General features: G+C 72.1%; 16 protein-coding genes. 5 read left to right on the forward strand and 11 right to left on the reverse strand.

The genetic code is table 11. From position 1 onward, the window contains the following. Positions 1 to 14: 14 nt before the first annotated feature. Both CHC05_RS30220 and CHC05_RS30225 read right to left on the reverse strand, forming a co-directional pair. The gene (locus tag CHC05_RS30220; RefSeq protein WP_089254018.1) at positions 15 to 608 is read right to left on the reverse strand and encodes a class I SAM-dependent methyltransferase; all 594 of its coding nucleotides are present in this window, start codon (positions 606 to 608) and stop codon (positions 15 to 17) included. 61 nt (positions 609 to 669) lie between these two features. Continuing rightward, on the reverse strand, positions 670 to 1,989 hold the full coding sequence (locus CHC05_RS30225) for a lanthionine synthetase LanC family protein (protein WP_089254019.1): 1,320 nt from the start codon (positions 1,987 to 1,989) through the stop codon (positions 670 to 672). 80 nt (positions 1,990 to 2,069) lie between these two features. On the opposite strand from CHC05_RS30225, the gene CHC05_RS30230 reads away from it, so the two are divergent. Then, the gene (locus tag CHC05_RS30230) at positions 2,070 to 3,248 is read left to right on the forward strand and encodes an MFS transporter (RefSeq protein ID WP_089254020.1); all 1,179 of its coding nucleotides are present in this window, start codon (positions 2,070 to 2,072) and stop codon (positions 3,246 to 3,248) included. A gap of 2 nt (positions 3,249 to 3,250) precedes the next feature. On the opposite strand, the gene CHC05_RS30235 is transcribed toward CHC05_RS30230, so the two are convergent. From CHC05_RS30235 to CHC05_RS30250, 4 genes are read right to left on the reverse strand one after another with little or no spacing between them, the layout of a single operon-like run. Then, a complete protein-coding gene (locus CHC05_RS30235; protein ID WP_089254021.1) occupies positions 3,251 to 3,715 on the reverse strand; it encodes a hypothetical protein in 465 nt (154 codons plus the stop codon). Further along, complete coding sequence (locus CHC05_RS30240) at positions 3,712 to 4,155, reverse strand: nitroreductase/quinone reductase family protein (protein ID WP_089254022.1); 444 nt, start codon at positions 4,153 to 4,155, stop codon at positions 3,712 to 3,714. Before CHC05_RS30240 ends, CHC05_RS30235 begins: the two co-directional genes overlap by 4 nt. A 2-nt stretch (positions 4,156 to 4,157) precedes the next feature. Next, entirely contained in the window at positions 4,158 to 4,523 is a 366-nt protein-coding gene (locus tag CHC05_RS30245) for an MmcQ/YjbR family DNA-binding protein (protein ID WP_089254023.1), read from the reverse strand. Between the two features lie 9 nt (positions 4,524 to 4,532). Continuing rightward, the gene (locus CHC05_RS30250) at positions 4,533 to 5,408 is read right to left on the reverse strand and encodes a DUF5996 family protein (protein WP_089254024.1); all 876 of its coding nucleotides are present in this window, start codon (positions 5,406 to 5,408) and stop codon (positions 4,533 to 4,535) included. Positions 5,409 to 5,480: 72 nt separating this feature from the next. Here CHC05_RS30250 and CHC05_RS30255 point away from each other — a divergent pair, with 72 nt between their 5' ends. Both CHC05_RS30255 and CHC05_RS30260 read left to right on the forward strand, forming a co-directional pair. Then, positions 5,481 to 5,984 (forward strand): SigE family RNA polymerase sigma factor, encoded by a 504-nt coding sequence (locus CHC05_RS30255; RefSeq protein WP_089254025.1) that lies wholly within the window; start codon positions 5,481 to 5,483, stop codon positions 5,982 to 5,984. Beyond that, positions 5,984 to 6,793, forward strand: a complete 810-nt coding sequence (locus CHC05_RS30260; protein WP_089254026.1) for a hypothetical protein — start codon at positions 5,984 to 5,986, stop codon at positions 6,791 to 6,793. The genes CHC05_RS30255 and CHC05_RS30260 overlap by 1 nt, the downstream gene beginning before the upstream one ends. Here the strand turns inward: CHC05_RS30260 and CHC05_RS30265 are convergent. Continuing rightward, positions 6,790 to 7,083, reverse strand: a complete 294-nt coding sequence (locus tag CHC05_RS30265) for a hypothetical protein (protein WP_144022835.1) — start codon at positions 7,081 to 7,083, stop codon at positions 6,790 to 6,792. The genes CHC05_RS30260 and CHC05_RS30265 overlap by 4 nt on opposite strands. A 156-nt stretch (positions 7,084 to 7,239) precedes the next feature. Between CHC05_RS30265 and CHC05_RS30270 the strand changes: the two genes are divergently transcribed. Next, positions 7,240 to 9,351 (forward strand): alpha-L-fucosidase, encoded by a 2,112-nt coding sequence (locus CHC05_RS30270; RefSeq protein WP_089254028.1) that lies wholly within the window; start codon positions 7,240 to 7,242, stop codon positions 9,349 to 9,351. Positions 9,352 to 9,676: 325 nt separating this feature from the next. On the opposite strand, the gene CHC05_RS30275 is transcribed toward CHC05_RS30270, so the two are convergent. Next, the gene (locus CHC05_RS30275) at positions 9,677 to 11,116 is read right to left on the reverse strand and encodes a hypothetical protein (protein WP_144022836.1); all 1,440 of its coding nucleotides are present in this window, start codon (positions 11,114 to 11,116) and stop codon (positions 9,677 to 9,679) included. Between the two features lie 68 nt (positions 11,117 to 11,184). Between CHC05_RS30275 and CHC05_RS30280 the strand changes: the two genes are divergently transcribed. After that, a complete protein-coding gene (locus CHC05_RS30280) occupies positions 11,185 to 11,793 on the forward strand; it encodes a GyrI-like domain-containing protein (protein ID WP_089254030.1) in 609 nt (202 codons plus the stop codon). On the opposite strand, the gene CHC05_RS30285 is transcribed toward CHC05_RS30280, so the two are convergent. From CHC05_RS30285 to CHC05_RS30295, 3 genes are read right to left on the reverse strand one after another with little or no spacing between them, the layout of a single operon-like run. Continuing rightward, entirely contained in the window at positions 11,790 to 12,638 is an 849-nt protein-coding gene (locus CHC05_RS30285; protein ID WP_218824721.1) for an NAD(P)-dependent oxidoreductase, read from the reverse strand. The two genes, CHC05_RS30280 and CHC05_RS30285, sit on opposite strands and share 4 nt — an antisense overlap. Continuing rightward, complete coding sequence (locus tag CHC05_RS30290; RefSeq protein WP_089254031.1) at positions 12,635 to 13,318, reverse strand: SDR family NAD(P)-dependent oxidoreductase; 684 nt, start codon at positions 13,316 to 13,318, stop codon at positions 12,635 to 12,637. Before CHC05_RS30290 ends, CHC05_RS30285 begins: the two co-directional genes overlap by 4 nt. Before the next feature lies 1 nt (position 13,319). After that, positions 13,320 to 14,201 carry a cupin domain-containing protein gene (locus CHC05_RS30295; RefSeq protein ID WP_089254032.1) on the reverse strand — a complete coding sequence of 294 codons (882 nt, stop codon included), beginning with the start codon at positions 14,199 to 14,201 and terminating at the stop codon, positions 13,320 to 13,322. Positions 14,202 to 14,319 lie beyond the last annotated feature (118 nt).

The raw sequence follows: 14,319 nt of genomic DNA on the forward strand, positions 1-14,319 counted from the left end.
GACCTCAGCCAGGACTAGCGAAGGCGGCGGGCCAGCAGGACGGTGTCGTTCTTGTGGTGGGTTTCGGGTGGCGGGGGTGTCGTGCGCGGGCGCGACTCGTCGGCCAGGATCGTCCAGTCCTCGCCGAGCAGGGCAGCGATGTCCGTCGGGTGCCAGTAGTCCGCCGGGTCGAAGCCGTGGTCCTCGCCCGGTGGGAGGTCGGCCGGGTCGTGGCTGGCCACGAGTAGGAGGCCGCCCGGTGCGACCGCAGCGACCAGGCCACACGGTCCGGCGGCGCCCGCTTGCTTCGGCAGGGGGAAGTACTGGGCGGTGACCAGGTCGTACTCCCCCGGCGGCGGCACCTCTGTCAGGTCCAGCGCGATCCAGGTGACCCGGCCGGAGTCGGTGGCGGCGGCGCGGTCCAGGGCCGTCCGGGAGATGTCGACCGCCGTCACCTGCCAGCCGCGGTCGGCCAGCCAGCGGGCGTCGGCGCCCTCGCCGCAGCCGACGTCGAGGGCCCGCCCGGGTGGCAGGTCGCCGGCCTCGGCGACCAGGACACCGTTGGGGCGGCCGCTGAACAGCTGGTCGCGGCTGCTGTAGAGGTCGTCCCAGAACTTCGCGTCGGTCATGCCGCCACCCTGCCCGGCGTCGGGGTCGACTGCCAAAGCTCTTTGCCGGAACGGCAAACCGTCAGGCGGCGCGGGTCACGCACAGTCGCTCGGGCACGGCCCACCACTGGTCCGGGCGGTCGACGACTACAGCGGTCAGCCCGGATTCCAGGACGCGGGCGTACCGCATCAGGAACGCGGCGATCCCGGCCGCGCCCTGCATCCACGCCGTGCCCGGCGGCAGCAGCGGCGGGTCCTGCCGGTACTCCACGAACCGCCAGCGCGCCCCCGCCTCGTCCCGGATCGCCCGCGACACCAGCGCGTCGGCCATCGTCGCGACGCCCCGCATGAGCTCCGCCGCGTCCCGCGAATCCGGGCTGTCCTGGGCCGCGTCGAGCAGGATGTCGGCGACGCCGGCCGTGCCGCAGCAGCGCCCGTCGTTGTCCCAGAAGCCCGGGCGGAGCCGCTGCGGCAGGCCGGACGTCAGGATCGAGTGGAAGCAGCGCCGGCGCAGCTCACCGACCTCGAAGTCGCCGACCCGCTCGGCCCCGGCCCGGGCCAGCGCCGCGAACACCTGCGAGGTGCCGGCGGGGCCGTGGCACCAGTTGTAGGTCACCGGCTCCACCTCGCGCTGCGACCGCGGGATCGTGTGCTCCACGACGAAACCGCCGTCGTCCAGCGCGGCGATGTCCACCAGGTGCTCGGCCCCCTGTCGCGCGGCGGCCACGAAGTCCGGCCGGTCGAGGGCGTGTCCGGCCACGGCCAGCGCCGCCGCCACGCCGGCCGTGCCGTGCGAGAAGTTGGGGTTGCTGGACTTGAATCCCGGCAGCATCCGCCAGTCCAGGCCGGCCCCGGTCGGTTCGGCGGCCCGCAGGAGCGCCTCGCCCCCGGTCGTCATGATCTCGGCGGCGGCCTCGCCACCGGCCCAGGCCGCGGCCATCACGACCCCGGCGCTGCCGGAGATGACGTCGGACATCATGCCGCCGAACAACTCGCGGACAGCCGGCGAGGGTTCCCAGCCCGCCGGCGTACGCAGCGCCGCCAGCCGTTCCAGCGCCGCGCGCTCCCGCCCGGGGGCCAGCAGCCGCAGGGCGGTCACGTCACCGGCCAGGCCCTCGTACAACGCCGGGTCGCTCCGGTCCGACGCCCCGGCCAGCCGCTCGACGATGCCCGCCGCCAGTGCCGCCTCGGCATCGCTCAGCTCGCGATGACAGCGGATCTCGGCGAGCACGGGAGCGAGCCCGCCGATGCCGGCGTAGAACGAGTCACGGTCGTCTGCCACCCGAGCGGGCTCGTCGCCGACCACCTCGGGCAGCCACGGCCCGTCGTCGTACCGGACCTGGCCCAGCACCCAGGCCCAGGCGGCCTCTCCTAGCTCGCGATACCCCGAAGCGTCAGACACGCCGCCACCCTAACCAGGCTCGGCGTGACCGGCGCCACTCGGCCTTGCCATGAGAGCGGTCTCAACGGTCGGATCTCCGGATGTACGCCACCATCCCGCGCGAAGTCCTGCGAGCGCGGACGGCCGTCGCCGTCGTCTTCGGGCTCAACGGCCTGGCGCTGTCGTCGTGGCTCGCCCGCGTGCCGGCCGCCCGGGACGCCCTGGAGCTCAGCGCCGGCCAGCTCGGCCTGCTGCTGCTGACCGTCTCCGCCGGTGCGGTGGCGGCCCTGCCGGTGGCCGGCGTGCTGACCCACCGGCTCGGCACGGCACGGACCGTGGCCGCGGTGACCGCCGTCGCCTCCGCCGGGCTGGCGCTGGTCGGCATCGGCGCCGGCGTGTTCGGGTCGCCGGTGCTGGTCGGCATCGGCCTGTTCGTCGTCGGCTACGGCAGCGGCACGTGCGAGGTCGCCATGAACGTCCAGGGCGCCGCCGTCGAGCGCCGGCTCGGCCGCACGATCATGCCGCGGTTCCATGCGGCGTGGAGCCTCGGTACGGTCACCGGCGCGCTGGTCGGCGCCGGGTGCGCCCGGCTGGGTGTGCCGATCGGCGTGCACCTGGCCGTAGCGGCCGTCGCCATGGGCGCCGGCACGGTCGCCGCCGCCCGCTGGTTCCTCGCCTCCACATCGGACGGCGAATCGGCGAAAGCCCGTCCCCAGTTGCTGGCCGCCTGGCGCGACCCGCGCGTCCTGCTCATCGGCCTGTTCGTGCTGGTGATGGGATTCACCGAGGGCGCCGCCAACGACTGGCTGGCGCTCGCCTTCGTCGACGGGCACGGCGTCAGCGAGGCGGCGGGTGCGGCGGCGTTCGGCGTGTTCGTCGTCGCGATGACCGTGGGACGCACGGTCGGCACGACCGCGCTCGACGCGTGGGGCCGGGTCCCGGTGCTGTTCGCCGCGATGCTGGTCGCGGCCGCCGGCACCGTGGTCGTGGTGTTCGCCGGCAGCGCGGCGGTCGCCCTCGGCGGGGTGGCCCTGTGGGGCCTGGGTGCGTCGCTCGGCTTCCCGGTCGGTATGAGCGCGGCGGCCGACGACGAGGCCGGCGCCCCGGCGCGGGTCAGCGTCGTGGCGGTCCTGGGCTACACCGCGTTCCTGGCCGGCCCGCCCTTCGTCGGCTTCCTCGGCGACCACGTCGGCATCCTGCGGGCCCTGCTCGTCGTGCCGCTGGTGCTGGTGCCGGCGCTGGCGCTGCTGCCGTCGGTGCGGAAGCCGACCGCCGGCTGAGCTCAGGCCCGGATACCTGCCACCGCGGCACGGGCCGCTCTGCTGACCACCGGATTCGGGTCGTCGACGCAGGCTTCGACGCTGGCGACCAGCTGCGGCCGCAGCTCACGGATCTGCTGAAACGTCGAGGTGGGGTAATCCAACGGCGAGTACCCGGCCAGGTCGACGAACTCACGCACCATGGCGTCGCTGACCGCGTCGACCACCCTGCCCAGCCACGCCAACAGGTCGGCCCGGCGCGGGCAGCGCGGGTCGCCGACGAGTCCGGCGACGTACCGGGCGGCGGGCACGGCGGCCGAATAGACGTTCGGGTACTCGATCAACTCGAGCGACAGGTGCGCGAGCCCCGCCTCGACGGCGTACGGGTCGTCTGACGTCAACCCCAGCAGCAGCGCGGGCGTGTCCGGGTGCGCCGACCCGTTCCTGTCGTGCAGACCGGCCCAGTCGGTCTCCTCGATGATCGTCACGCCGGCTCCAGGACCACGACGGCCGTCTCCCGCGAGCGCAGCGCCGCGTAGCCGTCCAGGTCCTTGTCGACGGCGCGCCAGCGGTCCCACAGGCGGGCCCGCTCGGCGCCGGTCGCCGCGTACCCGCGGATCTGCCGGGACCCGCCGGGCAGCTCGATCCGGGCGTCCGGGTGGGCCTGGAGGTTGAGCCACCACGCCGGCTCGCCGTCGCCCCACCCGTTCATCGCCAGCGTGACGAGGTTCGGGCCGTCTTCGAGGTAGCCGAGCAGCACGGCGCGCTGCTGGCCGGTGCGCCGGCCGGTCGTGGTCAGCCGCATGATTCCCCACCCCGAGCCGCGCGCACGCCGGAGGCCCAGCTTGCCGAAGGTGAGGCGGTAGATGCCGCGGTGGGTGTGCCACGCTCCGACGACGAACCAGCGCGGCGGGAGTCTGACAGCCATGACTACAGCGTGTCCGACGCCCGCAACTCCGGGTCTGCCCGCATGTGCCAGGCGTCGCCGATCAGCTCGCGCAACCGGGCGACGTCCACTTTGGCCAGCCGGAGCATGACGAGCGGGAGGCCGTCGTACGCCGGTGTCGTGAAGAAGATCCCGGGTTCGCCCAGCACCAGCGCCTGCTTCTCGGCCTCGTCGCCGACGTAGAGGACCGCGATGTCGGTGCGGATGACGCGCGGGCGGCCGGGCTGACGCTCCGGATAGGACCAGACGAAGCCCTTGTTGCCCACGCGGAAGTCGAAGCCGTCGCTCTCGATCTCGACCACGTGCGGCAGCGCGAGCGCGAGGGTACGGACGTCGTCGGCGTCGGCCACCGGAACAGGCTAGCCGGCCGGCCAGGTGCCCGACGTGGTGGCCGCGGCATAGGTGCCGCGCAGGAAGTCCAGCAGCACGGCGTCGGGGTCGGCGGCGCTGCGGACCGCCGTGTACGGCAGCACGAACTCCCCCAGCTCCTCGTCGTAGCCGGCGAGCGCGGCGCGGAAGTCGGGCGGCTCGGGATACGCGTACGAGTAGAACAGTCCCTCGTCCCGGCCGCCCGGCCAGTAGCCGGCGCTGGACACCTCGTCGCAGTACGCCTCCCACATGACCCGGTCGGGGCAGTTGGGCACGCCGCCGGGGTGCCGCGGCGCCGGCCGGCCCGAGAAGCGGGTCACGGCCAGGTCGAACGCGCCCCAGAAGAAGTGCACCGGCGACACCTTGGCGCGATATTCGGCGCGGAACGTGTTGAGGACCCGGTCCGCCGACACCAGCGAGGTCCAGAACGCGTGCATCGCGGCCGGGTCGTAGGAGTCGTGCGTCTCGTCCTGGTCGAACGGAATCACGTCGGGCAGCTCGACCGGCAGCGGGTTGATCGTGACGTCGATGTCGAGGTCCGCGAGATGCGCCCGGTACTCCGCGTAGAAGTCGGCGACGCTGCGCGGCTCGAGCGCCAACTGGCGGCTCTCGCCCGTCGTCGTGCGGAGGTCGAGGACGTGGTCGACGAAGTCGAAGGCGATCTCGACACCCCGATCGCCGTACGGCATCAGCGAGGTGGTGAGGCCGGTGCTGTTGACATAGAGGGTGACGTTCCACCAGTGGTTGGCCGGCGGCGCGAGCGCGAGCCGCGTCTTGCCCACGATCTGGGTCCAGAGCTGGACCGTGTCGCGGGTCGGCTGCCAGGCCGCCACCGGGAGGGCGGGCCACCCGTCGGCTTCTCGCATCCGACCTATTTTAGTGCGCCCGCAACCTTTCGCGGCCCGATTTCGTATGTGGGTGGAACCGGGGAGGGTTGCATGGCGGAGCCGGAGAGCTTCGAGGATTTCGTCCGGGGCTGCTCGCGGCAGCTGTTCCGGGTCGCCTGCCTGCTGACGGGCGGCGACACTCATCGCGCCGAGGACCTCGTCGCCGACGCGCTGGCCCGCACCTACCTGGCCTGGCCGCGGGTGCGGTCCGGCGACGCGTTCGGCTACGCCCGCCGCACGCTGGTGAACCTGCACACCGACTGGTGGCGCCGGCTGCGCCGGCGGGAGCTGGTCACCAGCCATCCGCCCGAACGCGCCTCGGCTGCCGACCACGGCGGCGACCTCGCGACCCGCGACAGCATCATGCGGTCCCTGCGGACCCTCACCCACCGGGAGCGGGCCGTCGTGGTGCTGCGCTACTTCCTGGACCGCACCGAACGCGACACCGCCGCCGAGCTGGGCGTGTCCGTCGGCACCGTGAAGAGCACCAACGCCCGTGCCCTGAAGAAGCTGCGGGTCTCGCCCGAGCTGACCGCTCGCACCGGGAGAGTGTGATGCCAGACCTGGACGACCTGCGCCGGGCGCTGCACGACGCGACCGAAGACCTGCAGCCCACCGTTACGATGGACCGGATCCGCCGCCGGGCTCGTCGCCGGCGAGCAGTGCGGAACGCGGCGGTGGCGGCGGGGGTCGCCCTCGTCGTCGCCGCCGCGGGGGTCCCCGCCCTGGACCGTGCGCCGCGTGGCGGAGACCCGGCGGCGAACCCGCCGGCCACCGCGCCGGCCTGCCCCGGCCCGCCGTGGTTGGGCACCCCGTTCGACACCGAGGTCAACATCCAGGAGCCGGGCGGGCGAGCGTACGCCGTCGTCGTGGGTCTGCTCGGCACGCCGGACCATGCGGGGTTCACCACCGCGTTCCGGGACTGGTCGACCGGCCAGGTGCTGCCGTGGGAGCTGACCGGTCTCCCCCGGAGCCCTTCGGGCGGCTTCACCGTCGAGGGGAAGACCTGGTGGTTCCAGAGCACCCAGCTCGTCCTGGGCGCCAACGACGTACTGGACGTCGGGGTGTACGGCGGCGCCGCCCAACGGATCACGGTCGCCTCCGAGGGCCACGCAGCTGAGGCGACGGTGGCTCAGGCAGAGGGGTGGACGCTGTTCTGGGTGCTCCGCGCCGCCAAGCCGCTGCCACCCGATGCCAACGGCGGGCCGCGCGAGTACCGGGGTCCGGAACGGCTGACGATCACCGCGTACGACGCCGCCGGGCAGCCGCTGCACACGGTCACCGGGGGTTTCAACACCGGGAACCGGGTGGTCGGCCCGGCCGCGATCCCGACGCCCACCGCGGCTTGCCTCGCGACCCGCTAGCCGCGTGCGGTGCGCCCCGGGTGCGCGGACGGTGCGACCTTCACGACCGCGACGTCGAAGGCGAGCTCCACGTTCGACCCGTCCGCGAACGAGATCGTCACGTGCGTGTCGGGACCCGCCGGGTGGTTGTCCATCCATTGCACGTGGACGACCTCGGCCGTCAGGGATCCGTCCGGCCGCAGCAGAGCGAATCCCTCCAGGTCGCCCTGCGCGACATCCGGGTGGAGCTGTCTCTGCCGCTCGGCGAGCTGCTGCTCCCGCCAGCGTCGCCGCGCGTCGGTGTTCGCCACGGAGTGCATTCTCCACCTACTCGGGACTCGTCCGATGAATTCGAGGGGATGCCCTGAGTTTGTTCCTCCTCGGTGCCAAATCATTGACGGTCGTCCGATGTTTGGGGAACATAATCGAGAAGCCTCGATCCCTCGACCGTCCCCAGGGAGGGCACCATGCGCGCAACGCTTCGGATCGGACTGTCGCTGCTGCTCGCTCTGGCGGCCGCGGTCGTCGTGCCGTCCGCGCCGGTCGCTGCCGCACCGGGTGACAACTACGTCGTCGACGACGCGTTGACTGGGTCGCGCACCCGCTGGTTCGACGAGGCCCGCTTCGGCATGTTCATCCACTTCGGACCGTACGCGGTCTATCAGGGTCAGTACGGATCCTGTCGCGACGCCGAATGGATCAAGCGCCAGTGCAACATCTCGTGGAGCGACTACGAGGCGAAGGCGGCCAGCTTCAACCCCGCGTCGTTCGACGCGAACGCGATCGTGCAGCTCGCCAAGCAGGCCGGTCAGAAATACATCGTCATCACCTCGAAGCACCACGACGGGTTCGCGATGTGGCCCACCCGGGTCAACCGGTGGAACCTGCGCGACCACGCGGGCTTCTCCCGTGACCTGCTGCGCGAGCTCAAGGACGCCGCGACCGCCAACGGCATCAAGCTCGGGTTCTACTACTCGATCTGGGACTGGCACGACCCGGACTTCGTCGGCAACTTCCCGGCTTACGTCACCAAGATGAAGGCTCAGCTGCAGGAGCTCGTGACCAACTACGACCCCGCGTTGCTGTGGTTCGACGGCGAGTGGACCGAGACCAACCCCACCAACCCGTGGTCGGAGCAGAACGGCGAGGATCTGGAGCGGTTCGTCCGCACAATCTCACCTCAGGTCATCACCAACAACCGGATCGGCAAGCGCCGCCTCGTCGACGGCGACTACGGCACCCCCGAACAGTCGCTCGCCGGTTCTCCGCCGTCGGCGCAGCTGCAGGAGACCTGCCTGACGATCAACAACACCTGGGGGTACGCGGCCTGGGACGCCAGCTTCAAGTCACCCACCCAGCTCGTACGCGACCTGGCCACCCTGACGAGCAACGGCGCCAACCTGCTGCTCAACATCGGCCCTACGCCCACCGGCACGGTCTCGGCGGGACAGTCCGGCGCTTTGACCGGCATGGGCACCTGGATGGCGGTCAACGGCGCGGCCATCACCGGCGCGGGCTATACAGGGTTGGTCGGCCAGCCCAGCTGGGGCAAGGTCACCCGCAAGGGCAACAAGCTCTATCTGATCGTCAACAGTTGGGCGTCGACGCTGCACCTCAGCCGACGCTCGCCGTTCACGGTCACCGGCGCGCGGGTGCTCGGCAGCGCGTCGCCGGTCACCGTGCGCGCGGCCGGCGACGGCTACGACTTCCTGCCCAGTGGGGGCGCCACCAACGCGATCGCCACCGTCATCGAGGCCGACATCGCCACCCCGGCGCCCGCGGCGGTCGGCACCGGGACCGGCCTCAAGGCGGAGTTCTGGAACAACACCACCTTCGCGGGTACGCCCGCCGTCACTCGCACGGACCCGACCGTCAACTACGCCTGGCGGTTCAGCGGCTCCCCCGCGCCCGCGATCGGCACCGACAACTTCGCCGGCCGCTGGACCGGCTCGATCGAGCCGCGCTACTCCGAGACGTACACCTTCACCGCCGTATCGGACGACACGGTCCGGCTGTGGATCGACGGCCAGCTCGTCGTCAACAACACCACGCCGCACGGACCGACCGTCGACCAGGGCAGCGTCACCCTGACGGCGGGCAGGCACGACATCCGCCTGGAGCACACCGAGCAGGGCGGCGAGGCGTACCTGAAGCTGATCTGGAGCAGCCCCAACACCCCGGCGCAGATCGTGCCGCAAGCGCAGCTCTACCCGGCCACGACCCAGCGGTTGAACGACAACGTGGCGACGTACAGCACCGGCTGGTCCGTCAGCAGCAACCGTGGCCTGGGCGACTACAACGACGACGTGCACTACACCACCACGAACGGCGCCTCGTTCACGTACACCTTCACCGGCACGGGCATCGACTACCTGTCGGAGCGCTACTCGGACCAGGGCCTGGTCGACATCTACCTGGACGGCGTGCTGCGGGCCACGGTGGACACCAGCAACCCCACGCGGCTGACGCAGCAGGTCGTCTACACGGTCCGTGGGCTACCGCTGGGCTCACACACCCTGCGCGGCGTCAAACGATCGGGCACGTACCTGCTGGTCGACCGCTTCGACGTCGTCCCGTAGCGCGGATCGGGTGCCCGGGGATCCCCCCTGCATTGGATGAAGGCTCGGTACGAGCCGTTGCCGCCGGCGCATACGGCGCACGAGCCTCGGTCGCCGGTCGGTCCCTTGGCGCAGTTCGTGGGTGCGGCCTGAGCCGCGGTGGGTGCTGCCAGGGAGAGGGGTAGAGCGACGGCAGCGGCCGCGACCGCGTGCCGGAGACGTAGCAGCATGGAACGTCCTTTCATCGACTGGAGCGACCGGTCGGCCGTCCTGTGTCGAGTCCAGCGGAGGCGCCACAGCCGGGGCAAGCGACGGCGAAGTGGCCGTACAAGGCCGTACAAGCTGGTCAGCGACGCGGCGAGCTCGCCTCTGGGCTGGTCAGGTAGAGGCCGCGGCCGGGAACGGCTCCCCGCCACAGGGGGAAGGCCACCAGGAGCGTCGCGGCCAGCGCGGCCATCGTCGGGTCGGCGACGTACCAGATCGCGGCGGCGATCAGGGCGATCGGCAGCACGACGCCGAGAGCCAGGCGGAGGACTGAGCCGCCGGGGCGGGCGGCGGTCGGCTCGAACGGGCGCAGCGTGGACATCAGCGGCGGCCGCCGCCGGGCGGTGCTGCCCGGCCAGAGGCGGCCCACGCCCGGGACGTCGACCAGGTACATGCGCCGGAAGCCCAGGCAGCGGCATAGTCCGACCGCGAACTCCGGCTCGGCCGGACCGGCGGCCAGGGTCTCGATCAGGCGGCGGTCCCACAGCACCCGTTGGTGCCAGCGCGTGCCCGCACTGTCCACGATCTCCAGCCACAGCGATCCCGGCCCGACCGCCGGCGCGGCGACCCGGGCGCGGGCCGTGCCCGGTTCGGGGCCGCGGCGCAGCATGCCGGTCCCCCAGCGGCCCAGCCGCCAGGTCCACACCACGGCGAGCGCGATGCCGAGCAGGAACACGAACTGGCTCCAGGAGTCGCGTTCGACGACCCACAGGGCCTCGAACGGGCTCTCGTCGAGGGGCAGCGCGAACCCTGGATCCGACGGATCGAAGCGGTACGGGATCCGGGTGCCTTCCGGGTACGCGGTCGGGTTGGTGGGGGTCACCCGTACCGTCGCGGTGTCTCCGTCCGGGGCCGTCAGCGTGACGCCTATGACGCGATCGCCCACCTCGGTCACGACACCGTCGCCGGTCTGGACCAGCCGGCTCTCCTGCGCCGCGTTGAAGCGGTTGTACTCGGAGATCGCGACGGTCAGCGCCGCCAGCGGGAGCAGCCAGCCGACGGCCACCACCTTCCAGATGACGCGGTTGGGGCGCGGCGACCCCGGCGGGAGGACGACCGGTGTCGCGACCACGGGGGTCGCGAGCAGCAGCACGCCCGGGGCAACCGGTGCCGGTGCCGACGCCGACGCGATGCGCACCAGCACGATCACCGAGACCACGAAACCCACGAACATGACGATGCCGACGACGAGCAGCATGGGGAACCCCTCGGAGGCCAGCCACGCGGTGCTTCCCTCCGGACCGCTGACCGCCGCCGGTGACGTGTTGTCGCCCGGGTGGGGGCCCACGTAGATCGGCATGATGTCGATGCCGGCGATCCGGACCGCGCCGTCGTCGGAGACGAAGGTGCCCTCGCAGCTCCACTCGTTGGGGTCGACCTCGTCGCACGTGCTGACCCGGACCTGTCCGTCGATGCCGCCGTGGTGGGCCAGATAGCCTTCGAGGCCCCACACCGTGAAGATGACGCCCATCACGAAGGTGACCACCGCGAAGGTCGCCGCTTTCAGAACTCCCGAATCCACAGACCGACCCCCGCGCAGACACCGACAGCGAAAATGATTCTGCCTGTACGCCGCAAGGGAGCCCGACCATGCCCGGCTACGACATCAAGCGCGCGCTCAAGGCCTGCTACGCGCCGACGAACACCGACTGGGCCCTGGTCGACGTGCCCGCGCAGGGGTTTCTCGCCGTCGACGGCAAGGGCGACCCCAACACGAGCCCCGACTATGTACGGGCCGTCGAGTCGCTCTACGCCGTCGCGTACACGATCAAGTTTGGCGGCAAGGCCGACGGCCGCGACTTCGTGGTCGGGCCGCTCGAAGGGCTCTGGTGGTCCGACGACCCGGCGGTGTTCACCACCCGCGCCAAGGACGCCTGGCAGTGGCGGATGCTGATCAGCCAGCCCGACTGGGTCACCGACGAGCACGTCGACCGGGCGACGGAGGCCGCGCGGAAGAAAAAGAAGAGCATCGTCGACGTACGCCGAGAGGTGCTGCACGAGGGCACCAGCGCGCAGGTGCTGCACCGTGGCCCGTACGACGACGAGGGTCCCGTGCTGGCCAAGCTCCACGACGAGTACCTGGCCGCCAACAACCTCCGGATGGCCGGGCACCACCACGAGATCTACCTGAGCGACCCCCGGCGCACCGAGCCCGCGAAGCTCAAGACGATCCTGCGGCAGCCGGTGCGGCCGGTCTAGTCCCGCAGCAGCGCGGCCAGCGCGCTCATGTCCCGCGCGCCGTACCCGCCGGAGACCGCGTCGGCGACCACCGCGGCGTTGGCGGACAGCTGCGGCATCCGGGCGCCGACGCTGGTGGCCAAGGCGTCGATCAGGCGCAGGTCCTTGGCCACCAGGTCGAGCGCGAACGCCACTCCCGCGGCGTCGGGGTTGACGTAGGCGTCGCGCTTGTACGCCACGAACGGCGCCGCGACGGCGCTGGCCGCCAGGACGTCGTACGCGGCCGTCCGGTCGACCCCCGCCCGTTCGGCGAGGACGAGGGCCTCGGCCACCGCCTGGTTGAGGCCGTGGATGACCGAGTTGACGACGAGCTTCATCGTGGCGCCGGCGCCCTGCGGGCCGAGGTGCAGGATGCGGCTGGCGAAGGTGGACAGGATAGGCCGGGCGCGTTCCAGTGCCGAACCGGAGCCGCCGACCAGCGCCGTCAGCGCTCCCTGCGCCACCAGCGCCACGCTGCCGGAGACCGGGCTGTCCAGCAGGTGCGCCTCCCCCACCGATAACGCCAGCTCGCGGACCGTGTCCGGGTGGATCGTGCTCGTCTCGAGGACGACGGCGTCGGGCTCCAGGCCGCGCACCAGGTCCGCGTAGACCTCTCGGACCGCGTCGTCGTCGGCCAGCGAGACGACCACGAACGCCACGCCGGCCACCGCTTCGCGGGCGGTGGGTGCGACGACGGCCGGCAGGCCGGCGGCCCGCCCGGACGTGCGGTTCCAGACCGTGACCGGGTGGCCGGCGCCGGCCAGGCGGCCGACCATCGCGGCACCCATCCGCCCGGTGCCGATGACCGCGACCGGCGCGGCCGTCACCGCCACCCTCCGTCGACGACCAGGTCGACGCCGTTGACTCCGCCGTTCTCCAGCAGGAAGACCGAGGCGTTGACGACTTCGGTCATGGTGGCCAGCCGCCCGGTCAGCGTGTTGGCGACGACCGCGTCGAGCGACTTGCCCGTCCAGAAGGGACTGTCGCCGACGATGCCCGGGTGGATCGAGTTGACCCGGGTCGGTGCCAGCTCGCACGACAGCGTCCGGACCATGCCGAGCACGCCGGCGTTGATGGCGCTGACCGTGGTCGAGCCCGGGTACGGCCGCAGCCGCGCCATGCCGCCGTAGAGCAGGATCGAGCCGGCCCCCGTGAGGCGGCCGCGCACCGCCTGCACGACCGCCGTGTAGCCGACCAGCTTCAGGGTGACCAGGCGCAGGGCGGCCTCGATGTCGTAGTCGCCGACCGTGTTGGAGTCCCGGTCGATCGCGGCGAGCACGACGTGGCTGACCGGGCCGACCGCGTCGAGGTTTCCGGCGACCGCGCGGGGGTCGGTGAGGTCCAGCGCGACGCCCGCGACCGACGGGCCCAGCTCCGCGGCCACCTTCGCCGAGCGGGTGGCGTCGCGGCCGGTGATGACGACGTCGCGGCCCCGCGCGGCGTAGTGTGCGGCGATCTCCCTGCCGATGCCGGCGGTGCCGCCGACGATGAGCACCGAGCCGGCCATCTCAGGATCCCTTCACCGAGTTGAGGTAGTCCCAGTCCCGTACGAACCGGTACGAGTGCCGGCCCGGCGGCTGCGGTGCCTGGGTCTCCAGCCACCGCACGGGCCCGGCGCCGACGTTGCGGAAGCCGTGCACGCAACCGACGCCCGCGAACGCCGCGTCTCCGGGGCCCAGCAGGTAGGTCTGCCCGTCGAAGACCGCCTCGGCCTCCCCTTCGAGGAACAGGTAGGTCTCCTCGAAGGGATGGTCGTGCGGACCGGCGACGCCGGCGGGCTCGTACTGCACCATGAACATGGTGGTCAGGTCGGCGCCCAGGTCGCTGTCGACCATCATCTTGACCGTGATGCCGCTGTAGACGAGCAGGGCCGTGCGCATGCTGGCCGACAGCGCGAGCAGCTCCTGGCGCTGCTTGTCGACCTCCATGTTGATCGGCTCGATGTGCCCGAACGCCCGGGTGCGCGGGTCCCGCACGTCGACCGGCACCGGCTCGGTCTCCGGCAGGTCCGGGACGGTGAAGACGTCATGGCCGTACGCGGCCCGGGGTTGGGTCGCCCGCATCTGCGCGAACCGGGCCGGCCCGCCCTCGTTGCGCCAGGCGTGCGCGACGCCCACGGGCAGGAGACCGTAGTCACCCGGGACGAGCCGGGTCGCCCCTTCGGGCGTCTGGAGCACCGGGTTGCCGTCGAGGACGTAGAAACACTCCTCATAGGACTGCACGGCGGTGGCCACCCGGTCGCCCGGCTCCAACGCGCACACGGAGAACTCGGTGTGCAGGGCGCCCGGCGAGCCCTCCCCGGCGATCATCCACCGGGTGCCGCCCCGGCCGTCGGGCGACGGCTCGAAGACCGCGTCGGCGGCCCGCACGACCACATGCCGGTCGCTCATCCTGGCAAACCTCCAAGGGTCTGTGTCGAAGTGGGGGCCGGAGCGAGGCGAGGCCCAGGCGTCGGCTGGGGCCGCGCCGGGCGCGGCCGGATACCGGTGTTGTATCTGGTCGTGACCG

Origin of the sequence: Asanoa hainanensis (genome assembly GCF_900188485.1) — a bacterium.
Classification (GTDB): Bacteria; Actinomycetota; Actinomycetes; order Mycobacteriales; family Micromonosporaceae; genus Asanoa; species Asanoa hainanensis.